This window comes from Psychrobacter immobilis (assembly GCF_904846225.1).
Classification (GTDB): domain Bacteria; phylum Pseudomonadota; class Gammaproteobacteria; order Pseudomonadales; family Moraxellaceae; genus Psychrobacter; species Psychrobacter immobilis_F.
Genome location: NZ_CAJGZJ010000015.1, coordinates 17,662 through 41,601, shown reverse-complemented (window position 1 = coordinate 41,601; position 23,940 = coordinate 17,662). Strand labels below are relative to the sequence as shown.

21 protein-coding genes are annotated in these 23,940 nt (G+C 43.0%); 16 read left to right on the top strand and 5 right to left on the bottom strand.

The features are described from left to right. The 9 genes from nuoG (at position 1) to JMX48_RS10355 (ending at position 11,933) form a co-directional block, all read left to right on the top strand. Positions 1-3,135, top strand: a complete 3,135-nt coding sequence (nuoG, locus tag JMX48_RS10395) for an NADH-quinone oxidoreductase subunit NuoG (RefSeq protein ID WP_201537469.1) — start codon at positions 1-3, stop codon at positions 3,133-3,135. A 1-nt stretch (position 3,136) separates the two neighbouring features. Then, positions 3,137-4,180 carry an NADH-quinone oxidoreductase subunit NuoH gene (gene nuoH / locus JMX48_RS10390; RefSeq protein WP_201537467.1) on the top strand — a complete coding sequence of 348 codons (1,044 nt, stop codon included), beginning with the start codon at positions 3,137-3,139 and terminating at the stop codon, positions 4,178-4,180. Positions 4,181-4,225: 45 nt separating this feature from the next. Continuing rightward, positions 4,226-4,774, top strand: coding sequence for an NADH-quinone oxidoreductase subunit NuoI (gene nuoI, locus JMX48_RS10385; RefSeq protein WP_201537465.1), 549 nt, complete (start codon positions 4,226-4,228; stop codon positions 4,772-4,774). Beyond that, entirely contained in the window at positions 4,771-5,502 is a 732-nt protein-coding gene (gene nuoJ / locus JMX48_RS10380; RefSeq protein WP_201537463.1) for an NADH-quinone oxidoreductase subunit J, read from the top strand. Before nuoI ends, nuoJ begins: the two co-directional genes overlap by 4 nt. A 98-nt stretch (positions 5,503-5,600) precedes the next feature. After that, entirely contained in the window at positions 5,601-5,909 is a 309-nt protein-coding gene (gene nuoK / locus JMX48_RS10375; RefSeq protein WP_201537538.1) for an NADH-quinone oxidoreductase subunit NuoK, read from the top strand. A gap of 4 nt (positions 5,910-5,913) precedes the next feature. Beyond that, the gene (gene nuoL, locus JMX48_RS10370) at positions 5,914-7,788 is read left to right on the top strand and encodes an NADH-quinone oxidoreductase subunit L (RefSeq protein WP_201537461.1); all 1,875 of its coding nucleotides are present in this window, start codon (positions 5,914-5,916) and stop codon (positions 7,786-7,788) included. Between the two features lies 1 nt (position 7,789). Continuing rightward, the gene (gene nuoM / locus JMX48_RS10365; protein WP_201537458.1) at positions 7,790-9,415 is read left to right on the top strand and encodes an NADH-quinone oxidoreductase subunit M; all 1,626 of its coding nucleotides are present in this window, start codon (positions 7,790-7,792) and stop codon (positions 9,413-9,415) included. A gap of 3 nt (positions 9,416-9,418) precedes the next feature. Continuing rightward, on the top strand, positions 9,419-10,897 hold the full coding sequence (locus JMX48_RS10360; RefSeq protein WP_201537456.1) for an NADH-quinone oxidoreductase subunit N: 1,479 nt from the start codon (positions 9,419-9,421) through the stop codon (positions 10,895-10,897). 205 nt (positions 10,898-11,102) lie between these two features. Beyond that, the gene (locus JMX48_RS10355; protein WP_201537454.1) at positions 11,103-11,933 is read left to right on the top strand and encodes a ferredoxin--NADP reductase; all 831 of its coding nucleotides are present in this window, start codon (positions 11,103-11,105) and stop codon (positions 11,931-11,933) included. Between the two features lie 129 nt (positions 11,934-12,062). Here the strand turns inward: JMX48_RS10355 and JMX48_RS10350 are convergent, their stop codons facing one another. Then, complete coding sequence (locus tag JMX48_RS10350; RefSeq protein ID WP_201537536.1) at positions 12,063-12,836, bottom strand: hypothetical protein; 774 nt, start codon at positions 12,834-12,836, stop codon at positions 12,063-12,065. A 505-nt stretch (positions 12,837-13,341) separates the two neighbouring features. Here JMX48_RS10350 and JMX48_RS10345 point away from each other — a divergent pair. Continuing rightward, positions 13,342-13,662, top strand: a complete 321-nt coding sequence (locus tag JMX48_RS10345; protein ID WP_227687984.1) for a hypothetical protein — start codon at positions 13,342-13,344, stop codon at positions 13,660-13,662. A gap of 104 nt (positions 13,663-13,766) precedes the next feature. Beyond that, positions 13,767-14,642, top strand: a complete 876-nt coding sequence (locus JMX48_RS10340; protein ID WP_201537452.1) for a mechanosensitive ion channel family protein — start codon at positions 13,767-13,769, stop codon at positions 14,640-14,642. Positions 14,643-15,105: 463 nt separating this feature from the next. On the opposite strand, the gene ybeY is transcribed toward JMX48_RS10340, so the two are convergent. Next, positions 15,106-15,714 (bottom strand): rRNA maturation RNase YbeY, encoded by a 609-nt coding sequence (gene ybeY, locus JMX48_RS10335; RefSeq protein ID WP_201537450.1) that lies wholly within the window; start codon positions 15,712-15,714, stop codon positions 15,106-15,108. 813 nt (positions 15,715-16,527) lie between these two features. Here ybeY and JMX48_RS10330 point away from each other — a divergent pair. After that, positions 16,528-17,442 (top strand): XAC2610-related protein, encoded by a 915-nt coding sequence (locus JMX48_RS10330; RefSeq protein ID WP_201537448.1) that lies wholly within the window; start codon positions 16,528-16,530, stop codon positions 17,440-17,442. Positions 17,443-17,586: 144 nt separating this feature from the next. Here the strand turns inward: JMX48_RS10330 and JMX48_RS10325 are convergent, their stop codons facing one another. Next, positions 17,587-18,882, bottom strand: a complete 1,296-nt coding sequence (locus tag JMX48_RS10325) for a PQQ-dependent sugar dehydrogenase (RefSeq protein WP_201537446.1) — start codon at positions 18,880-18,882, stop codon at positions 17,587-17,589. Further along, on the bottom strand, positions 18,879-19,307 hold the full coding sequence (locus JMX48_RS10320) for a DUF2231 domain-containing protein (RefSeq protein WP_201537444.1): 429 nt from the start codon (positions 19,305-19,307) through the stop codon (positions 18,879-18,881). The genes JMX48_RS10325 and JMX48_RS10320 overlap by 4 nt, the downstream gene beginning before the upstream one ends. A 383-nt stretch (positions 19,308-19,690) precedes the next feature. Between JMX48_RS10320 and JMX48_RS14105 the strand changes: the two genes are divergently transcribed. Together JMX48_RS14105 and JMX48_RS14100 are read left to right on the top strand one after the other, a co-directional pair. Further along, entirely contained in the window at positions 19,691-19,828 is a 138-nt protein-coding gene (locus JMX48_RS14105; RefSeq protein WP_227687983.1) for a hypothetical protein, read from the top strand. Between the two features lie 48 nt (positions 19,829-19,876). After that, positions 19,877-20,083, top strand: coding sequence for a hypothetical protein (locus JMX48_RS14100; RefSeq protein WP_227687982.1), 207 nt, complete (start codon positions 19,877-19,879; stop codon positions 20,081-20,083). 155 nt (positions 20,084-20,238) lie between these two features. On the opposite strand, the gene JMX48_RS10310 is transcribed toward JMX48_RS14100, so the two are convergent. Next, entirely contained in the window at positions 20,239-21,000 is a 762-nt protein-coding gene (locus JMX48_RS10310; protein ID WP_201537442.1) for a class I SAM-dependent methyltransferase, read from the bottom strand. A 431-nt stretch (positions 21,001-21,431) separates the two neighbouring features. On the opposite strand from JMX48_RS10310, the gene otsB reads away from it, so the two are divergent. Both otsB and JMX48_RS10300 read left to right on the top strand, forming a co-directional pair. Continuing rightward, positions 21,432-22,310, top strand: a complete 879-nt coding sequence (gene otsB / locus JMX48_RS10305) for a trehalose-phosphatase (protein WP_201537441.1) — start codon at positions 21,432-21,434, stop codon at positions 22,308-22,310. After that, on the top strand, positions 22,307-23,929 hold the full coding sequence (locus JMX48_RS10300) for an alpha,alpha-trehalose-phosphate synthase (UDP-forming) (RefSeq protein ID WP_201537439.1): 1,623 nt from the start codon (positions 22,307-22,309) through the stop codon (positions 23,927-23,929). Before otsB ends, JMX48_RS10300 begins: the two co-directional genes overlap by 4 nt. The last annotated feature ends 11 nt before the right edge of the window (positions 23,930-23,940 follow it).

Below are 23,940 nucleotides of genomic sequence, written 5' to 3'. Positions count from 1 at the left end.
ATGGCAGTCATACATATTGATGGAACCACTGTCGAAGTAGATAGCAGTGATAACTTGCTACAAGCCTGTTTGTCACTCGGCATTGATGTGCCGTATTTTTGTTATCACCCCGCACTCGGCTCCGTAGGCTCGTGCCGTCAGTGCGCGGTCAAGCAATACCAAAGTAAAGAAGACATGGAAGCAGGTCGTGGTCGTTTGGTGATGTCCTGTATGGTCGCACCCAGCAATGACATGTATATATCCGTCACTGATGATGAAGCCAAAGCCTTTCGTAAGTCGATGGTTGAGCTGTTGATGACCAATCATCCGCATGATTGTCCAACTTGTGAAGAGGGCGGTCATTGTCATCTGCAAGACATGACTTATATGTCAGGTCACAGCCGTCGTCGCTACCGTTTTACCAAACGCACGCATCACAATCAAGAGCTTGGGCCATTTATTGCCCATGAGATGAACCGCTGTATCGCTTGCTATCGCTGTGTCCGTTTTTATAAAGACTATGCGGGTGGCGAAGATTTGGGTGTTTATGGCTCAAATAACCGTGTTTATTTTGGTCGTGATAAAGATGGTCAGTTCGAAAGTGAGTTTTCGGGTAACTTAACCGAAGTCTGTCCAACGGGTGTATTTACTGATAAGACGCATTCAGAACGCTACAACCGTAAATGGGACATGCAGTATGCCCCTAGCATTTGTCATGGCTGTTCAGCAGGCTGTAACATTTCACCAGGCGAGCGTTATGGTGAATTACGCCGTATCGAAAACCGCTACAATGGTGAAGTGAACCGTTACTTCCTATGTGACCGTGGTCGCTTTGGTTATGGCTATGTCAATCGTGAAGATCGTCCAACCCAAGCGCTTGAGCGTATCAATGATAAGCACGTCAAAATTAATATTGATTATGCTTTGGATGAAACTATCAAGCGTATCAAAGACAAAAAAGTCATCGGTATCGGCTCACCACGTGCCAGCCTAGAGACCAATTTTGCGCTAAAAAACTTGGTTGGCTTTAATCACTTTTCAACGGGTCTGAACCATCAGCAGCAAGCATTGGTCAATAAATGTATCGAAATTCTAAGTACCGAAGGCATTTATAACCCAAGTATGACGGATATTGAAAGTCATGATGCGGTATTGGTTTTGGGCGAAGATATTACCCAAACCTCATCACGAGTCGCATTGTCAGTACGCCAAGCCGCGAAAAACGAAGGCCTGAAAATGGCAGCGGCATTGCAGACGCAACCTTGGCTGGCTGAACCTGTCAAGCGTATTACTCAAGACGCTTTAAGCCCAGTCTATGTCATCGATGTGACGCAGACTAAGCTAGAAGACATTAGTAAAGTCAGTGTGGTCGCAACGCCTGAGGATATTGCTAAGCTTGGTTTCAAAGTAGCTGATGAGATCGCTCGTTTTTCTGATGATTTAGCAGAGATCACGGATGCACAGGCGACTGCGCAACCAAATGCTGACACTGATACTGATACTGATACTGATGGTATGCAAGCGCTCGCTCAGCAAATTGCTTATGATTTGATACAAGCGGATAAGCCGTTGATCATCTCAGGTACTAGCTTATCGTCTACCGCTTTGATAGAGGCGGCTGCACAAATCACTCAAGCATTAACGCAAAAACGGGTGGCCATTCAAGCGACAGAGCATAATCAAGTCGAAACTTATAATGATAAAGTGCGTGATGAGCAGCTTCGTGCAGCGGAACGACAAGCACAAACCGATCAGCCTAAAGAAGATCAAGAACTTTCAGCCAAACCAGATAAGCCAGCAACGGGTACTGATAAAGAAGCACAAGACAATGTCGAGCGCGCACCTGCTGAAAAGCTGGAGCTAAAAGAAGTAAATAACAGCTATCACACGCAAGCTGGTATTTATCTCACGGTTGCTGATGCCAATAGCATGGGCGTTTGTATGCTTGGTGGTCAATCGGTAGAAGAGCTACTCGCCACTGATTTTGATGTGGTCATCGTTGCTGAAAATCAGCTGACAGATGCGATTGATGCCAATAAATTAACGCAATTATTGGCTGATAAAACGGTAATTGCTCTCGATCATCAGCTGCTTGATTGGCATAAAGATGTCGATATTGTATTGCCAGCAGCAAGCTTTGCTGAAGCCGATGGCACATTGATATCAGCTGAAGGCCGTGCTCAGCGCTTTTTCCAAGTGTATGACAACAATTATTATCATCCAATGAGTGGTATTAAAGAAGGCTGGCGCTGGCTACATGCCGTCCATAGCAGCTTGGAAGGTAGAGATGTTGACTGGACACAGCTTGATGATGTGATTAATGCTTTGATAATTACTCATCCTAAGCTTGCTGGTATTAAAGGCGCGGCACCAGATGCTGATTACCGCATCACAGGACTAAAAATCGCGCGTCAACCTCGTCGTTACTCAGGTCGTACCGCCATGCGTGCGCCGATCTCAGTCCATGAGCCTATGCAGCCAAAAGATTTGGATACAGGCTTAACCTTCTCTATGGAAGGTTATAGCGGTAAAGAAACGCCAAGCTCGATGATTCCTTTTGCCAATGCGGCAGGTTGGAACTCACCACAAGCGTGGAACAAATATCAAGATAAAGTCGGTGGTCATCTGAAAAATGGTGATCCAGGTGTGCGCTTGTTTGATCAGTTAGAACGTCTAGCCATTCGTCAATATGTGGCTCCAGAAGCAACGGCTTCGTCCATAACTGATATGCAACAAGGACAAGCCAAATTGGTGCCTATCTATAATATCTACGCCAGTTCAATGATGGCCTCACGTAGTCCAATCGTCGCTGAGCAACTGCCTGTTGCGACATGGCGTATTGGCATTGATGATGCCAAAGAGTGGAACATTACGACTGGCGATTATTTGGCTATCGAAATTGATAAGCAACAAATCACCTTGCCAGTGCAGCTCGTTGGTTATTTAGCAGAAGGCTGTATCGGTTACCCCGTCGGACAAGTAAGCATTATTCATCCATCAATGCCAGCATCCGTACGCAAAGTCGATGCGCCCGTTACGATGATGGGCGACATGGCGAATGATCGTTTTTTGACCAATGAAAATGCTGGCGATAGCCTTGATGACAACCGCGCAATGCAAGTAAATACAGCGCCGACCACCACACAAGAGGTGTAATATGCAAGTGACTCGTATTATCCCTGATGTGCCAAGCTTTTTGGCTGGTAGCCTGAGTTTTGATGCTTGGTCCATTTTATTTATGGTGGGGCAATCGCTGGTCATATTCTTAGTGGTGGTGATAGTTGCCGCTATGATGATCATCTATGAGCGCCGCATGTTGGCGTTGTGGCAAGACCGTTATGGTCCAAACCGTGTCGGACCTTTTGGCTCATTGCAGCTGGTCGCGGATATGCTCAAAATTTTCTTTAAAGAAGATTGGACGCCAAATTTTACTGATAAATTTATGTTCACCTTGGCACCTGCGGTCGCGATGTTTACCGCATTGGCCTCGTTTGCCATTATTCCTGTCTCGCCAACGCTTGGTGTGGTTGATTGGGACATTGGTATTCTGTTCTTCTTTGCGATGGCAGGCATTGCAGTTTATGCGGTGATGTTCGGTGGTTGGGCTTCTGCCAATAAATTCTCGCTATTGGGCGGCCTGCGTTCAGCGGCACAAACGATCAGCTACGAAGTTTTTTTAGGTTTATCGTTAATGGGAGTGGTCGCATTGACAGGCTCGTTTAATTTGCGTGCCATTGTTGAGTCGCAAGTTGACGGCTGGTATATCATTCCGCAGTTTTTTGGGTTTTTGACATTTGTGGTGGCTGGTGTGGCAGTAACTCACAGACATCCATTTGATCAACCAGAAGCAGAGCAAGAGCTGGCTGAAGGCTACCATGTCGAATATTCTGGCATGAAATTTGGTATGTTTTTTATCGGAGAATACGTCAACGTTGTGCTGATTTCTGCATTAATGACGTGCTTGTTTTTCGGCGGTTGGCTTGCGCCTTTTAATTTAGATATTCCATTTATTCCACCAGCTTTTTGGTTCATGATTAAGACGTTGTTCTTTATGACTCTATTTGTTTTGGCTCGAGGCTCCCTCATGCGTCCGCGCTATGATCAGGTGATGAACTTTGGTTGGAAAGTTTGCCTACCAGTAACGCTGATTAATTTATTGGTTACTGCGGCAGTCATTTTGATCTTTTCTCCGACGTTGTAATCATCACTGATGAACTAGGGTAAAGCTGATAAGGATAATAATCCCATGTTTACTACTATAAAAAATATCGTCATTGGACTATTTACCATTGTCCGCAGCATGTGGATGGTCAATAGTCATGCGCTCAGGCCACGTGACACCATTCTTTATCCTGAAGTGCCAGTACCTGTACCGCCACGTTTTCGTGGGCGCATTATCTTAACGCGTGACCCTGATGGGGATGAGCGCTGTGTGGCTTGCAACTTGTGCGCTGTGGCGTGTCCAGTCGGCTGTATCTCATTACAAAAAGCCGAGCGTGAAGACGGCCGCTGGTATCCAGAGTTTTTTCGGATTAACTTTTCGCGCTGTATTTTTTGCGGATTATGTGAAGAAGCCTGTCCGACGACCGCTATTCAAATGACCCCAGATTTTGAGCTGGGCGAATATAAGCGCCAAGATTTGGTTTATGAAAAGGAGCATTTGCTCATTTCAGGACCAGGTAAATATCCTGACTATAACTATTATCGTGTGACAGGTATGGCGGTAGCAGACAAACCAAAAGGCGCGGCTCAAAATGAATCTGCACCTATTGATCTACGGAGCTTGCTGCCATGATGAATATTTTGAACCATCCTGAATTGGCAGGGTTTTATTCGCTCGCGGCTGTGGCAATATTTGCCAGTCTGCGTGTGGTGACTCAAGCCAATCCAGTCCATGCTATTTTATCGATGATTGTGTCATTGCTAGCGATTGCGGGTATATTTTTTATACTAGGCGCACCATTTGCAGGGGCACTTGAAATTGTTGTTTATGCCGGCGCTATTATGGTGTTATTTGTTTTTGTCATTATGATGCTGAACTTAGGTATGAGTAATGATGAGCGCGAAGAGCGTTGGCTCGATGCGGGCACTTGGGCGATACCGACAGGTTTGACACTTATTATTGCTGTTGTGCTTTACGCAATGATTGGTTTTAACGACGACGGAGCGGCTATGATCGGCGGCACTACGATTTCAGCCAAAGTGGTTGGTACGGTGCTATTTACTAAGTACGTCATGTTGATAGAAGTGGCGGCTCTGCTACTATTGGCGGCTTTGGTTGCTGCCTATCACTTGGGTAAAGAGGCAATTGATGACGAGATTATCGGTAACGAGAGCCGAGATTTTCAACCGATCGTGGCTAGTATCAAGCAACATGATAACGATAGCACTCATACAAAACACGATGCGGTAAAAATGGCTGAACCCTACGAATATAAAGATGTTGACCCGCATGACTATGTAAGTATGAATGCAAGCACGCAGGTAGGTGTGAAAAAAGTCACGCGCAAGGAGTCAGACTGATGGTACTAGCAGCGAGCGTGGCACAAGATGTGTCAAACGTGCCGTTTGCCCACGAGGTGGCAGGCTTTGTACAGCCTGTCGCTGAGGTGCAGAATGTATTGGGCATGATCCCTATGAGCCACGGATTGATTTTGGCAGGTATTTTATTTGCTATTGGTCTGTGCGGTGTCATGGTACGGCGTAATTTCTTATTTATGCTAATGAGCCTAGAGATCATGATGAATGCGGCAGCACTAGCATTTGTGGTAGCAGGTAGTCGCTGGGTTGATGCAGATGGACAGATTATGTTTATCTTTATTTTGACGTTAGCAGCAGCAGAGGCCGCCATTGGTTTGGCACTATTATTGCGGTTTTATCATCAGCGTGGGCATCTCGATGTCGATAGCGCCAATGAGATGAAAGGATGATGTCATGAGTTTATTACCATTAACCTTTATATTCCCGCTCGTTGGCTTTTTGATTTTAGCCTTTATGCGTGACAAGTTAACGGAGCAGGTAGCAGCGATTGTTGGTGTCGGTAGTATGCTGTTATCAGCATTATCCACACTGGTTGTCAGCTATACTTTTTTAACGACCAATCCAGCAGGAGCGGTAGTAGAGATACCTCTGTGGACGTGGTTCCAAGTGGGTGATTTTGCCCCGAACTTTGGGCTGAGTTTCGATGGCTTGGCATTGACCATGACGGGTGTCATTACGGGTATTGGCTTCTTAATCCATTTGTTTGCCGCTTGGTATATGAAAGGCGATACTGGATTTGCCCGTTTCTTTAGTTATATGAATTTGTTCGTCGCCAGTATGTTGTTGCTGGTATTGGCAGATAACTTGTTCTTACTCTATCTCGGTTGGGAGGGCGTGGGTATCTGTTCGTACTTGCTCATTGGCTATTATTATCATGATAGAGCCAATGGTCGTGCTGCGATAAAAGCCTTTACGGTTACACGCGTAGGTGACGTATTTTTGGCCTTTGGTTTGTTTTTATTATTCCGTGAATTCGGTACGCTTAATATTCAAGATATTATCACCCGCGCGCCAGAAGTATTTGATATTAACAATCCAACGATGATGTTGATTACTATGATGCTTGTTGGCGGTGCAATGGGTAAATCGGCCCAGCTGCCATTACATACATGGCTTGCAGATGCGATGGCAGGTCCGACGCCTGTATCAGCGCTTATTCACGCAGCAACGATGGTCACGGCAGGGGTTTACTTAATCGCTCGTTTGCATCCATTGTTTGAGCTGACGCCAGGTATTTTATTGTACTGGGTCGGCGGCGTAGGGGCATTGACGTTAGTTGTTGCTGGATTTTGTGCATTGGCGCAAACCGATATCAAACGTATCCTTGCGTATTCGACCATGAGTCAGATTGGCTATATGTTCTTAGCACTCGGTGTTGGTGCATGGCAAGGGGCGATCTTTCATCTGATGGCGCATGCTTTCTTTAAAGCGTTGTTATTTTTATCATCAGGTGCGGTCATTCTTTCGGTACACCATGAGCAAGACATCTTTAAGATGGGCGGCTTACGCAAAAAGATACCGTTGGTATTTTGGTGCTATGTCATCGGTGGCGGTGCATTAGCTGCGATTCCTTGGGTTACCGTTGGTTTCTACTCTAAAGAAGCGATTCTTTGGGAAACCTATGCCACTGGTCACTTAGTACTGTTCTATATGGGTGTGTTCGGGGCTTTCTTAACGGCAATTTATACGTTCCGTATGATTTGGATCATATTCTTCGGTGAAGAAAAAACCCATGCGCATAAGTTGTCAGGCGTATCGTATTGGTTGCCTTTGACAGTATTACTCGTGCTATCGACCGCGGTTGGTGCATGGATTACGCCACCATTAGACGGTGTGTTGCCAGAGAGCGTTGGTCACTTATTAGAAGTTGCGGGTCAAGCTCATGCTAAGCATACTGCAGAGTATATAGCGATGGGCGCGATGGCGGCAGGTCTAATATTGGCGGCACTATTATATGTCGTCAATAAAGGTAGAATGCTCGCTAGCTTTAAGCGCTCACGTATTGGTGGCGCGCTATATCACTGGTGCTACCATGGCCTAGGTTTCGATGCGCTATACGATATAATTTTTGTAAAACCCTTTTTATTCATCGGCCGCTTATTTAAAGCCGACCCTATTGATAAAACGTGGCTTCTATTACCTAAGCTGGCATCAGCCGGTAATAAGGTATTGTCTGCGACGCAAACAGGGTCACTTCGAGGTTACGCTACAAGCTTTGGCTTGGGTATGGCTGTATTGCTGGTGCTGGTAATGATGACGGTGGTATAAGATGATTGAGTTACAACAAACGTGGATGCTACCAGCATTGATTGCGATTCCTTTTATTGCAGGGTTGCTATGTTGGTTAGTAGAGCGGTTTAATAAACGTCTGCCGCGCTGGATTGCTTTAATCGGTATGACGTTGACCTTTGTATTGTCACTCGTATTGTGGCAATACGGCGATTTTGGCGGCATGAGCAAGCAGGTGATAGCACCAGATTCTGCTGTGCCGTGGGTCGCCCAATTCAGTGTGCCGTGGATACCAAGCTTTGGTATCAGCTTTCATTTAGCGTTAGATGGTTTGTCGCTCATGATGGTGGCGTTAACTGGGCTGCTGGGTATTGCAGCAGTGGCTTGTTCGTGGAATGAGATTCAGCGCCGCGTGGGGTTTTTCCATCTAAATTTGCTATGGAGTCTAGGCGGGGTCATTGGTGTTTTCTTAGCGATTGATTTGTTCTTATTCTTCTTCTTTTGGGAGATGATGCTGGTTCCTATCTACTTCTTGATCGCGATTTGGGGTCATGATGTTGTAGGAAAAACCAAAGAATACGCAGCAACTAAATTCTTTATCTATACTCAAGCTTCTGGGCTAATCATGCTCATCGGTATTTTGGTATTGGTCATTATCAGCTATGCCCAAAAAGGCGTGGTCAGCTTTAATTATAATGACTTACTCGGTACGCCACTTGGCGGCTGGGAATATCCAATCATGCTATGCTTTTTTATAGGTTTCGCAGTTAAGTTACCGATTATTCCTTTTCATGGCTGGTTGCCAGACGCCCATGCGCAAGCGCCAACCGCAGGTTCAGTGGATTTGGCAGGTGTTTTGATTAAGACCGCTGCTTATGGTTTGATTCGTTTTGTCTTGCCATTGTTTCCTGCCGCGTCACAAGAGTTTGCACCGATTGCGATGACATTAGGTACGATTGGTATCTTCTACGGCGCGTGGTTGGCCTTTATGCAAACGGATATGAAGCGTTTGCTGGCTTATACCAGTATCTCGCACATGGGTTTTGTAGTATTGGCCATTTACGCAGGCACGTTACTTAGCTTACAAGGCCTGATGATTCAGATGCTCGCGCATGGCTTAAGCTCGGCGGCACTATTTATCATGGCAGGTCAGTTGTATGAGCGTCTGCACACACGTGATTTGACTTTGATGGGCGGTATGTGGGGACAATTCCGCTACTATGCGCCGATATTGATGTTCTTCTGCGCCGCTTTACTTGGTATCCCAGGCACCGGTAACTTCATTGGCGAATTTTTGATCTTATTTGGCTCATTTGCTCAGTATCCAGTATTTGTGGTATTTGCAACGTTCAGCTTGGTATTGGCAGGATTGTACTCACTTATCTTAATCCATCGCGCCTTGTTTGGCGCCAATAATATCAAAGAATTGTCCATGCATGAGACCAAATCACATGGCTTGCCAAGCCGCAGAATAAAAGATTTGGGTAAACGTGAGCTGTCATTGTTATTGATGCTAGCCGCTGGACTGGTGTGGCTTGGCTTATATCCACAACCGTTCCTTGATACGTCAAGTCATGCGATGCAATGGATCAATAATGCATATTTATACAGTCAAGTAACACAGGTAGATGCGTCGCAACTGCTTGATGCAATGGAGGCACGTTAAGTCATGAATAATATTAAGATGAATGATTTGATGGGGTTGTTGCCTTATGCGCCAATTATTGCCGTGGTTATCACGGTATTGGCAGTCATGATTGCCATCTCAATTAAACGCTCACACATGGTTACTGGTACGATCACGGTTGCTGGTTTAAATATTGGTTTATTTACCTTAATCGGCCAAATGCTTGGCATCATTGAGAGTGGAGATGTTGCGCCAACTGCTGAGCAGCTATTTGTCATTGATAACTTTGCTCAGTTTAATATGGTGGTTATTTTTATCTGCGCATTGGCATGCTGTACGTTATCTTATGCGTACTTGATGAATTTAAAAGACAATAAAGATGAGTTGTATTTGCTCATGTTGCTGTCAACGGTTGGTGCGCTGCTAATGGTAAGCGCGCAGCACATGGCATCGTTCTTTATGAGTTTAGAGATGCTCTCAGTGCCATTATATGGTCTGCTCGCCTATACTTATATGCGCAACCGCTCACTTGAGTCGGGTCTAAAATACTTAGTATTATCTGCGACCGCATCAGCAACATTACTGATGGGCATGGCGTTTATTTATGCGGAAGTGGGGTCGCTTGCTTTTAAACCTATTAGCGTGATGCTGCCCAATCTCTTTGAATCGCCACTATTGATATTAGGTGCGGCGATGACGATGTTTGGTATTGCCTTTAAATTGTCTGCGGCGCCTTTTCATATGTGGACGCCTGATGTTTACGAAGGCGCACCAGCACCAATCGCCACATTTTTAGCCTCGGTATCAAAAGTGGCTATGATGGCATTAGCGGTTCGTTTCTTAATTGATACGTCTTTACTGGCATTACCGTCGGTACAGATGTTGTTGATGGTGATGGCGACTTTATCTATTTTGGTGGGTAACTTGTTAGCCGTACGTCAAACCAGTCTCAAGCGTCTACTTGGTTACTCGTCGATTGCCCATATGGGTTACGTGTTGATCGTTATCGTTAGTATCGGTGCAGCAGCTGATAGTATCTCTAGTATGTATATGGCGATTTATGCGTTTACCTCTATTGGTGCGTTTGGTGTTGTGACCTTGATGTCTAGTCCTTATCGCTTGTCTGGTGAAGCGGATGAGCTGACCCATTATCAAGGGCTTTTTTGGCGTCGTCCAGTACTGACCGCCGTCATGACTATTATGATGTTGTCGTTGGCGGGTATTCCTTTAACGGCAGGTTTCATTACCAAGCTATTTGCGATATTGGCTGCTGTACAAGGGACTCATTGGTTCTTGGCCGCGATGATTATCTTAGGTAGTGCTATTGGCTTGTTCTATTATCTACGCGTATTGCTCACACTGTTCAAACGTCCTAAGCAGTTTATTGAATTTGATGTTTCTAAACAATGGGGCATTCGGACAGGTGGTATTATGGTCATTGCAGTAACAGCCATTATTATCTTCTTCGGTATCTTGCCAAATAGTATGATTGAATGGGCAAGTCTGGCACGTATTTGGTAGGGTTGGCAGATTTGGTCGTTTGTTTTAAATTGTATTAATAATAGCTAGCAGATAAGTCGTTGTACGCTGGTGCTGCTACTTATTCATTGTTACTGTTAGAAAACCAAGATGCGCCTGCTTTGTGATAAGCTTGGCGCATCTTTTCGTTTGTATCGTCTAAAATTTTTAATAATAAGTATGAAGACTAGGTGAGTGGACAATTATTATGAGTGACAATATTCAAAAAGTAACGGTGCTCAGTAAAACCACGTGGACGCCAAACCTGTTTAGTTTTACGGTCAGCCGTCCTGATAGCTTTAAATTCACGGCAGGGCAGTTTGTACGTTTGGGGGTTAATCCCAGTCAATTAAAATATTATAAGCAGCAAATGGAAGTAAATGATGACGCTTCTGATGCAGCACTGAATGAAGATATTTTTCGTGCTTATTCGATCGTTTCCTCACCCTTTGATGAAGTGTTAGAGTTTTTTTCTATCGTGATTCCTGATGGCGCATTTACGTCTCAGCTACAGCATTTGCAGATAGGTGACGAGCTGCTACTCAACACAATGCCGTTTGGATTTCTAACGTTGGCGCGTTATCAGCAACCGTTACCCAAAGATTTATGGCTGCTGGCGACAGGAACAGGATTGGCGCCATTTTTATCCATGCTACAAGACTTGAAAACATGGGAAGACTACGAGCACATTGTCCTTGCTTATAGCGCACGCTCGATAGAAGAGCTTGCCTACGTCAAAAAAATCGAAAGCTTGCAAGCAGATTTTGGCTCATTGGTGGACAATCCAGCGCAATTAATTTTTGTCCCAATCGTCACTCGGGAGTCTGTCGAAGGCGCATTGACAGAACGTCTACCACAGCTGTTATTGGAAGGCACGTTACAAGAGCGAGCAGGCATCGAGCTGGATATCGATAGCACGCACGCCATGCTATGTGGCAATCCTGACATGGTAGACGACACAAAAGAGGCATTAAAAACGCTGGGCTTGATTATGAATCGCCGAGGTGAGGGTAATATTGCCGTAGAAAATTATTGGTAGAGATCCGTTATTAGGGCGTGGTGTTAACTTGAGCTCACTACAAACTATTTTTAAAAGTAAAAACGCGGTATCTAAAAGGCTAATGTCTTTTAGATACCGCGTTTTTATATTAGGTAAAAATGAGCATTATTAAACTTGGCTGGGTTCGGTCGCGTCAGCAATCGGTTTGATAGGACCTTGCATCAGCTGAGGCTCGTCCTCATCGCTAATAATGTCCTCATTGCTACTGGTCGCCAATAAATCACGATAGTTAATTTGAGCTTTCAAAATCATTTGTTCTTCTTCAAGTTCCCCATAGTTCACTTGAACCTTGTGCAGAGCGCTGATAATTTTTTTATTATTTTTAAGCCAACGATTGATATCGAGGTAAATAACCTCGTCTTTTGGGCGAGCAATATTGATATAGGAAAGAATAAAGCCTAAAGGGTCTTTTTTGAGAATGCTATGATAAAACCAGATAAAAAGCTTGATACCTTGGCGTTTTAGAAAAGACTCGCAGCGTAAGTTAAGGATATCCGTATAAGTCTGTTGTCCGAAGACAAAGCGCTGAACATTGCGATCGAGCTGCACATGAACCAAACTAAAATTACTGGCGATCTCCGCATAAATACCAGCCACATTGACGGTGCAGTATAAGCGAAACCAGCCATCATGCATCTCAACACGTAATTCTAGAACAGCTTTTACATTATCGGTCACAAACTTTTGTAGCGCATCATTGACGTATTTTTGTGCCACAGGTAACGCCAGTTCATCCTCAAATTTATCGGTCGTTTTATTATATATCTGTTTGATCGACTGGGTGAGACGATCCCAACCACCGCTAAATGATTCGTCGAAACGATAGCCAAGATTTTCAAAAAATTCATCAAGATTGTCTGAATTATTCATGTTATCACTCATGTTATCAAAGCTACTCAAACTTATTATCCTTATACTGATAGGGGTCGTCATTGAATAAATGGCATAAAAATTGTTTATCAAAAAATTATAGTCGAGCTTTATTCAGGTTGATAGTCGCTCTAATATCGGGATTTATAGCTATATTTGACTAAATTTTACTATGAACACTGCCATAATGTTTTGAGCTGAGAAGGCTGAGCGTTTATATTCAACAAGCCAATACTTATAAAGCAGTATATAACAAATAGGCTGACAGCAAAATAAACACATGCATTTTGTATCGCTCATTTAATACCGCTGGTCAGAACACACCATCGCCTTAAGCGAACTATACTTGATTTTTGAGATTTTTGAGTACGCAGTCTATCAATAAATGGTCTAACAGCAATCGATGTTGCATAAATAGCATGTCATGAGCGAGATAAAATTTGCTATTAATGGTTATGCTGGCAGTGCAATTCTATGTCATGTTATGATAGCGCCGGCATATATCTCATGTTTTACTATGATAGAGCTTAATTTTGGTTCGACTTATACTCATCAGATGAGACCTATTGTGGCCTATATCAAAGATTCGCAAAGCTACCACTTTTCTGCACAAGCGCCGAAGCGTAACTTCAGTATGCCTGTTGCTATTGCAATAGCCGTTGGATTACATGCACTGATTATTTTTGGTATTAGCTTTTCTATGGGTAAAGATCCTGCGTCAATGATGCAAGATGTCGCAAAAGCGCTAACGGATAATATGCAACCAAATGAGGACGCACATTTTATTGCCAATGCTTCACAAGAGGGTGGTGGTACGATAAAAGAGACGTTAAGATAAGAGACCGATCAGACGAGTCCATTGTCTGCTGAACAAATGAGCGAGACAAGATCAAAAGTCATTAAAATGCATTTATTAACAAATTTATAGAATAAAGAGTCAGTATGGAATTTTTAGGTTTTACCGTAGATATCGCTAGTCTAACCAATAACGCGTTAAGCTTAGCCATGAAAGTTTTATTAGCCATAATAATATTCGTCGTTGGGCGTTGGTTGGCCAAAAAAGCAGTTGTCGTGGCACATAAGATTATGAAGCGTGGCCGCTTAGATGATACCGTTGCCAGTTTTTTAGGTCGCATAATTTATGGTCTGTTACTGGTCGTTGTTGTCCTAGCAGCGTTGAGCAAAGTGGGCGTACAGACCACATCGGTTGTCGCGATATTGGGTGGTGCAGCTGTTGCGATTGGCTTATCACTAAAAGATCAGCTGTCTAACTTTGCCGCTGGTATTATGATTGTGACGTTTCGTCCATTCGTAAGTGGCGATTATGTGCAAATTAGCGGCTATACTGGTACGGTGACCGAGATTACTTTGGTTAATACGCATCTGACCACCACTAACAATCACGACATTATTATTCCTAACAGCGATATCACGACCTCAGCCGTCACCAACTATTCAGCACTGCCGAATCGCCGCGTCGATATCACGGTTGGTATTGGCTATGATGCTGATATTAAAGTTGCTAAAAATGTCATGATGGATTTGGCAAAAAACAACCCGTTGGCCTTTACCGATCCTGAGCCTATCGTGCGTGTGACGAATTTGGGTGATAATTCAGTAGATCTTACCTTAAATGTCTGGACCACCAATGCTGACTGGTGGTCGATGCAGTGTGAGTTGCTGGAGCAATTTAAGCAAGCGTTGGATGATGAAAAAATTGAGATTCCATTCCCGCAGCGCAGCGTCCATGTCAAAGGTTTAGATCAGATGATTAACCAAATGGGTGAGTCACAAAAGCTACCGATGACCAAAAACTAATTAATAAAAAGTTTAGGGCGTGTCCTCAATTCAAGCGATTGTATAGTCAAACCTCTATAAATCCGCTACATCGTCACCCCCGCTTGATGTACTATAGTCAAAGAATAACAAAATCGCCACAGTACTTCTGGGATGAATTTTTCAAAGCCTCTGTCTGCGAAGGTACAGCAAGCGAGGAAAGTTTATACCAGTAGTATCTAATGTATCAATTTAACTTTTCGCTGACTATACTTGTACTATCTGTGCGTGGCTTCCTTGCATCGAAATTATTCGGATTCGACTATATCTAAATGGGCTAAAAATGGTTAAATTTTGCCAAACATTGTCAAATAGCTGATTAATATCTCGATATTATTTGCGCTATTTTCCTCGTTTGACGGTAATTTATCTTATTTTTATAACCATTTTTAAAATGAGGCCACGCCCTAGCGAATAAAAAACAGATCGATAAGAGAGTTACGATTTAAACATACGGATTTGGCAGGTCTAAACGTGCCAAAATCTCAATCTCGAAATGCTCCATCTCGTCTTGTTCGGCCTGTCCAAGTTCGTGATCAAACCCTAATAAATGCAGCACACCATGTATTAATAAGTGGCTAATGTGCTGTGTGACGGTTTTGTTTTGCTCTTCGGCTTCACGCACCATTACATCATGACAGATAACTAACTCACCAAGTGGTAGGGTGGGCATTAGTTCAATAATGGCGATTGGTAAGTCACTTGGATAAGATAAAATGTTGGTCGCATAATCCTTATCACGCGCTTCCAAATTCAATGCACGTCCTTCAACCTCATCTGTGATATATATATCTAACGCCTTAGACTTTTCTTGCCACAGTTCAGGATCAATATCTATAAAGTAGGGAAGCGTCAGACCATCATTATTGATGCGCTCACTCATATAATCTAAAGTCGCCAGTATGATAGACAGTAAATGATGGCGATCATAAAACGTATCAAGTATATCGTCATCAATACTCTCAATGGCATTGATATCTAGTGCTGCCAGACTTGTATTATGATCTGTAATTTCATTAGCTGTATTAGAGTTGTCGTCGTTAGATAGGCTCATGTCATTATCCTTTTAGGGTCTCAATTTTTTTTATTGTTTCTTAGAGCATGTCATCAATTAGCACACTTAATCATTTGGTGGTCTTAAAATGGCTAAATTTTGTCAAACATCGTCAAATAGCTGATTAATATCTCGATATTATCTGCATTATTTTCCTTGTTTGACGGCAATTTATCTCATTTTAAGCCTCACAATCTAAATGATGACACGCCCTAGATTAACAAATAAAGTGCAGTTTCAAACCAGAGGTGAAAAAAAGACCCAAATGCACTAGCATCAAAGGTTCTATCCACCGCCAAAGCGAGATTGTAACCATAAACTATACACATCTAAGCCTAGGTGAACGATATCAGATTTAAGCGCTTAAAGGAGCAAAGCATCGTATTAAATTTATAGGCGATGCGTTAAATAGAAGTCCAAATGTCAATGTCGTGGTTAGAGAAATTAGGCGTCACTAAAGCCTGTGAGGTTGTCGAGCAAGTTTTGTACATAGTCCAATAATGCTGATCCTATTACTTATCAAGTATCATAAAATTAGTTGACCATTACAGCTAGTATCCAAAGTTCTAGTGTTTTTATGATTTATCCTTAAACAGGTTGATAAAGTTAAAATATAAGTCAATTTTACTATCTAATTAGGGCTATAAATCGCTACTATAATCGGAACTTAAATTAATGATATCTATCAGTGAACAAGCCTATAATCTAGATAATAAAAGTACAGAAAATAAGCTGTAATACTGTAAATAACATAGCAATACGGTCAATAAATGGGACAAAGTATAAAGGGGTTATTATATAAGGAGATAGGTTATGCTAAAGTTTCGTACAGATCATTTAAAGCTTGATTGTAAGAATTACAACTATAAGCAAAGCAGCACTGTAAAGCGCTATTCTTCTCGGCTAATGGTAGCGACTATGTTAGTGAGTAGTAGCGGCTATATACAAGCAGCGACAACTAGCAATAACTCATCAGCTATCAAACCTATCACCGATGTCACGACTAATGTACAGCGCGATTGGCTCTCTGATGATGGTCAATTTTTACTGACTTTATATACAGGTGTATGGGATCCGCACGGTACTTTGTTTTATCTAAAAAAGCGTGGCGGGGTTTCGGTTGAAGGCTTTCAAAAAGGTCTAGATATCACTTTGAAATCTTATAATCCTGAGGTAGGTTTGAAAGCGCCGCCAGAATACGCTATCGCTGGCACGCTTAATCTACGCAACAATACTATGATAGGTAGCGTGACTTACTATCCAGAGAATAAAGCGAAAACTTCGACTCGAAAAACCACTTTTACCCCAGCGATTCATATCCAAGGCGCTTATCCGCAATTTGTATTTAAATACTATGGTTTTGAAGATCCAAATTGGCATCGTTGGACAATTAGCAAAGTCGAGGTGATCAATAAAGACACCAAGGCGTTAGTACAAACGCTAACGGGTTTTAAAGCGCAAGCCTACAGTACCAATTATGCCGATATGAACTATGATGGCTATCTCGATTTGGTGCTACAGGTAGGAAAAGACATTGAGGATAATAACTTTGTTTACTGGCTTTATGAACCAAAAACCAAAAAGTTTGTGCGTGATAAAACGCTAGAAGCGATATCAGGCTATCCTTCTCGCTATCCCCATAAGCGCCAATTGCATCTGAATAAAGACGCATTGTTAGAGCGGGTCAACGGTCAATGGAAAAATATGCCTTGCTGCTATGCTGATTAACAATACATATTTAGGTACTATAGTTTTATCGTATTTTTACCGCTATTCTAGCGTCGATTACATCAAAAAAATCCATTTTATAAAATAATACCCATTTCCTGCGCGGATTAAAGCAACCCGCGCAGGAGGTTTTCTACATGCTGCCTATCGAGTTGGGGTCACCCGCCAGATGGTATTAGAAAGGTCATCGGCAACGATGAGTGCTCCTTTCGGATCCACTGTCACGCCCACAGGTCGACCAAAAGTCTTGCCATCTTCGCCTTGGAATCCGGTAACAAAGTCAACTGGGTCTCCGGCTGGCTTGCCGTTGCTGAATGGGACGAATACTACGTCGTAACCCGCTGGGTCTGAACGGTTCCAGCTGCCATGCTCACCGATGAAGGCACCTTCTGTGAATTTGCCACCCATGGTTGCTGTCGAGAATGACAGGCCTAGAGGAGCTTTGTGCGACCCAAGGCTGTAGTCCGGAGCAATCGCGGCGGCAACCATATCAGGTTGCTGCGGCTTGACCCGCGGATCTACATTCTGGCCCCAATAGCTGTAGGGCCAACCATAAAACTTACCTTCTTGAACCGAGGTCAAGTAATCGGGTACCAGTCGTGGACCGAGCTCGTCACGCTCGTTGATGACTGCCCATAACTGGTCAGTGCCGGGCAGAATACCCAACGCCGTTGGATTACGCAGGCCGGTTGCGTATGGTCGGTGAGCGCCAGTCTTGGCATCAATCTCCCAAACTCTGGCGCGATCTGCCTCTACATCCAATCCGTTTTCAGTAATGTTGCTATTGGAGCCAATGCCCACGTACAGGAATTTCCCATCCGGACTGGCCGTCATCGATTTAGTCCAGTGATGATTGACTGTGCTGGGCAGGTCGGTGAGTTTGCGTGGCGGTCCGCTAGCCTTGGTCTGACCGGGCTGATAATCGAACTGTACCACTGCATCCTGATTGGCGACGTACAGTTGGCCGTTGATTAGCGCAAGGCCATAAGGCGCATTCAGATTCTCGGCGAATACGGTACGTGTCTCGTAATTGCCATCGCCATCCTTGTCTCGTAACAAAGTCAGACGGTTACCGCTCTTGACTGCAGTCGTGCCTTTGCCTTTGAAATAACCAGCAATGAGGTCCTTGGGACGTAGCTTAGGCGCATTGCCGCCCTTGCCCTCAGCGATCAGTATATCGCCATTAGGCAAGACCAGTGTCTGCCGCGGAATCTGCAGGTCAGTGGCAATCGCTGTAATTTTATAGCCTGATGGCACTACAGGTCTATGATCACCCCAACCTGCCGGCTCAGCGATTTTCAAGGTGGGTATCAGGCCGCGTTGAGCTTTAGGCAAGGTCGGGTTGGCACCTAACTGTTCTGCATCGTCTACATTATTTTCGCCACATGCACCTAAGAGAGCAGCGAACAAAACTATCGATAGGATATTGAGTGGTTTCATCTTGCACCTCCAGTACGCCAGCTGGCGAGGCCAATCCAGGTTGCAATGCAGGCTAGGATGACAGTGATAATGGATATAATAAGCCCAGCTGGCATGCTAGCCCAGACGTCCTTTGCATGAATGAACGAGTTGACGATACCCAGCACAAAGGTCGCCAGTAGCAACAGAAAATAGATAACTGGTTTACCCATGCGCTTATCAGCGCGAACCAGAGATACAATCGAGCCAAGCCAAGCCAGACCGTTAAAGACCAGCGCACCTATCAGCATCCAGGAAGCGAAGTTCTTCCATTGCAGCTCATAGCTGGACCAATAGGCGTAATCATTAAGTAAGACTCCGATAAACAAAGGCACTATTCCGGCCAGAAAAAACGCATGCAGCGGGTGCAGCGCGGTGCCGGAGTATCGGCCATCAGCACTAATCATGGCGGTTTCCTTATTGCGGGTAAACGAGGATTCGATCGACCGTACTTATTTTACTGGTCCGAACTACCCTTGATGGAATTCACATTCTATGAAATAGAAGTGTACCTCAAAACATACCAAAGCCAAGAGGATTCTTCAATATTTTTCGAATTATTTCTTGAGAATCAACCAGTTATTAGTGCTTAAATGAGCACTAGTTCTTTACCATGCAAGGTAGGTCAACCATCAATCTATAATATGAGGTTATCTTACATACATTGTCTATATTACTTATTCTCTGCATATTCTTAGGAAATTATGAGACATATGAGCTATATTCATAAAAATAAAGACTGGACTGAGCGGTAATGGTCAGATAAAAACTGCTGACATTGATTAGCCGTGTGCGACTATTACAAGGCCGCTTACTAGGCAAACTGCTAATGCTAGGATTCGATTTAAATGTCAAGGCAAAGTTAGTCGAAACACAGTTAGAGGCGGTGACTTTAGAAATCGTTAAAACCTCTGAGATAGAGGATTAGACCTTAAATAATGGGCAATTACGTTACTCAGTTGCGTAGCATCTAAATGTGGATGATGCCAGTACGCTAGTGGCTACTCGTGAGATGATCGATGCAATAGTAGAGATGATGCTAAGTGCCACTTATCATTATCAACAGCCATTATTGTTGGACGATTTAACGGGTCGACACATCAGTGATCGGTTGCAAAGATTGTTTAGGCATTTTTTTCATCTTAATTATAGCGCCGTTTCTTACAATCACTTTAAATCCTAGCTTGTCATACAGGTGTTTGGCTGGGTTATCATCAAACGTTGTTAATTCAATCACAGCATCTTGGTTTGCTGTGCCTGCGCAGACAGAGGCTGCAAAAAATTGATATCAGCAGTAACGTAGCGTTTTTAGGATGTTTTGACTATATTTCCCTAAATTTATTGAACCTTTACTTTGCCAGCCCGAATTGATAAAGGCCAAGTAATTCTTTTCTTGCTGTCAGGATTTCCCCATTCAGGTAACAAAACTATTCGAAGCTGATCCACTGGATTAAAGCTCAGTACCTTTTCAGCTTCTTTGACTGCTGACCAAGTATTAAAATAACCAAGCAGTTCATCTAAATTCCAAGACTCCTCCATATTGACAGCAGGCACTTTGATCTCTGTAAATGGGAAAGGTAAGCTTTGATAACCATCTTCTACATGCTGTCGTTCAGCTGGCCAATATGGACCAATAGTTTGATAATAGAACTGTTGAATGAGGGCATCAATTGCACCTTCTACATGCAAAACACCATAGGTAATTAAGGCCAAAATGCCGTTAGGTCGAGCAATACGCTCTACTTCTTGATAGAACTTATCTAAGTCTAACCAGTGGGCCGCTTGAGCGACGGTAATCAAATCAACCGACTCATCAGCCAATCCGCTTTGTTCAGCCAAAGCTGTTTGATAGATCACATTATCTTTTTTTTGGGCTTTGGCTATTTGAGCTGAGCTTGCATCAGTAGCAATCACCTCTTTAAATCTTTCGGCTAATAGCACAGAAAGCTGTCCTGTACCACAACCGCAATCCAGAACCCGGTTTTGAGTAGGGCATAAATCAGCAAGCTCATTCACTAAATCAAGAGTGTATGAAGGACGGTAGGTTGCATAGCCCTCAGAACCTTTAGAGAAATGGTCCTTAAAATCTAAATCTTTCATACCTTCACCCATTATTTAATTTTGTAACCATATTATACATCAAGATGTTATTCGCTGTAGCGATATGATCAGTCAGTAAGCTATGTTGAAGAAATTACACATCTAAAATTGGTAAGATATTGATTTTAAAAAAAGTTTGCTATAATTAAAAAAATAAGAACTTATAGTGCAAAATTTGATGCCTAGACTGAAACGGTTAATAAAATGTCGATAATGAGTTACAGAACACACGTCAAATAGCACAATCTAGTCACTAGATTTTGTTTGGGACTATGGCACACTTCTTATTAGATTCAATTACTTAGTATTGGTTTTCCTATAGGTCAATATTAAAGCCATATTAAAAACTGCAACAGCTTTTAATGGGCAAATAATTTCGAATGCAGGAGGTATTTGACCTAAATATGGCGCTTCACTAAAAGGGAATAAACGTGACTTCAGGAAGAAGCATCATTATAAATAGGCCACCTATCTATATTCCGCCAAAAAACTTTGGGGACTACTTATCCCATCAGCAAGACTATTGTCTGTTTCTAGATATAGATGGCACGTTGGCCGATTTCACATTGAATCCTAAAAACAGCATTATCCCAAATCCAACCTTAATACTTTTACAAAAAATACAAAGCCATGGTGTAAAAATCGCTGTCGTGACAGGACGCAGTCTGGCTGAAGCAAGGCAAATGCTGTCGCCTCTAAGCTTGCCAATTGCTGCGACACATGGACTAGAGATAGCCTTCGATGATGGTAGCGATAATAATGAAACAAACGTTGCATCTGTTGACACCATTGAACTTGCTGTAATAAAGCAAGCTATTATCCAAACTTGTATTCCTTTTGATGATTTCATCGTAGAAACTAAACCCTATTCTGTCGCCCTCCATTTCCGCCAAAATCCTGCTTTGGCTGATGCGGCTTATGCCATCATGACAGAAACCTTAAAAAGTCATACTAACTGGACATTGAAGTCCGGTAAATATGTTTGGGAGGTGGTGCCAAAGGGAGTAAATAAAGGCACAGCCATTCTAACCTTGTTAAAACATATGCAAAATGGCGACGATATTTGGCCTATTTTTATGGGTGATGATCTTACTGATGAAGCCGGATTTATGGCGGTACAAGGTGAAAGTAAATCAGTAGAAGATTACCAGCAGCTAGTAAAAGGGATGGGTATCAAGGTCGGTAGTGAGCCCACGCATGCTCATTACTATGTACGTAATATTCATGAGGTGACTATCTTGCTGAGCAGTTTTTTAGTTTTTTGCCAAGAACATAATGCGCTAGTAAAAAAAATGAGGCGCGTAATATGAGCCGATTAATCGTCTTGTCTAATCGAGTTAAAATGCCTGATAACAACCCAATGGCAGGTGGCCTAGCGATAGCGTTAGAAGATGTATTGGTTGGAAAATCAGTCATTTGGATGGGATGGAATGGTGAAATTGTCGATAGCTGTAATAATGGTTATGACAATGAATTTAGCAGTAGTAAACAAACGGCTTTAGCCGACGCTGACGCACCGTTTGCGGATACGTTCATCACTTATATGACCACTGCGCTTACTACTGAGCAGTATCAGCATTTTTACTGCGGATTTGCTAATAATGTACTGTGGCCATTAATGCATGAGCGAGTTGATTTAATTTATCAAGAGCCAGAGTATTATGCAGGCTATCAAGCGGTAAACCGTCTTTTTGCCAAACAGTTAAAAAAGATTATTGAGCCTGATGATGTGATTTGGGTACATGATTATCATTTTTTAAGTGTGGCGTATCATTGTAGGCAGTTAGGTATTCGCAATCGCATCGGGTTTTTTCTGCACATTCCATTTGTCTCATTGCCATTCTGGCAACAGCTTGATAACAGCTGTGAACTCACTAAACATCTTGCTCATTATGATGTACTGGGTACTCAAACTCAGCAAGGTAGAGCAAACTGCCTTGGCGTCTTCCAGTATTATTTAAAAGATTATCTTATAAAGGATCGTCTTTTAGGAAACCCGCCAATAAGTAATTTATACATGAGGCAAAACTTTGCTAGATCCCTTACGTCATTGAGCGGGCAATTGATACTCGATCTAAATTTAAAACCTCAACACCTTTTAATGATTGGTGCTTATCCAATCGGTGTGAATGTGGAAAAAATCCAACAGCAGGTTAGCCATTTGCATTCGCAATGCTCATTACCATCCGCTAAGCCTAATCAAAATAAAAAGTTCATAAAATCTACAGCCCAACAGATTATTGCGGTGGATAGGATTGATTATTCGAAAGGATTGTTAAAGCGTTTTTCGGCATATCGCGACTTTTTACAGCACAATCCGTCATACCAGAATCAGCTGAAATTACTACAAATTGCCTGTCCTAGTCGCTTAGATTTACCTGCTTATCAACGACTTTATCATGAGGTTAAGACCGCTGTTACTGATATTAATCAGCAGTTTTTAACTCATGACTATATAAAGGGCGAGACAAAGAGCGAGTGTATGGATAATTGGCAGGCTATTAGCTATTGCGAAAGCGTCATAAGCCACGAGACATTGATGATGAAGTTTTGGCAGAGTGATATTGGTTGGGTCAATTCGCTTAAAGACGGTATGAATCTAGTTGCCAAAGAATATATCGCCGCTCAAAATCCTGATAATCCTGGCGTGTTATTGCTCTCACGCTATGCTGGGGCAGCCGAGCAAATGCAAGCTGCGGTCATGATTGATCCACATCAACCAAAAAGTATGACAGAGGGTTTAACTATTGCTTTGACGATGCCATTAGGTGAGCGGCAATCGCGCTATCAATCGTTACTGCAAGGACTACAGCAAGATAACTTACAGGCTTGGCAGCAGAGTTTTTTAGATGACTTGTATGATGTCAAAAAAATTCAACCAGATAGCTTGATGCCTGCCGCAGTCCAAATGTCTGACTTATCAGAATAATTAGGAGACCG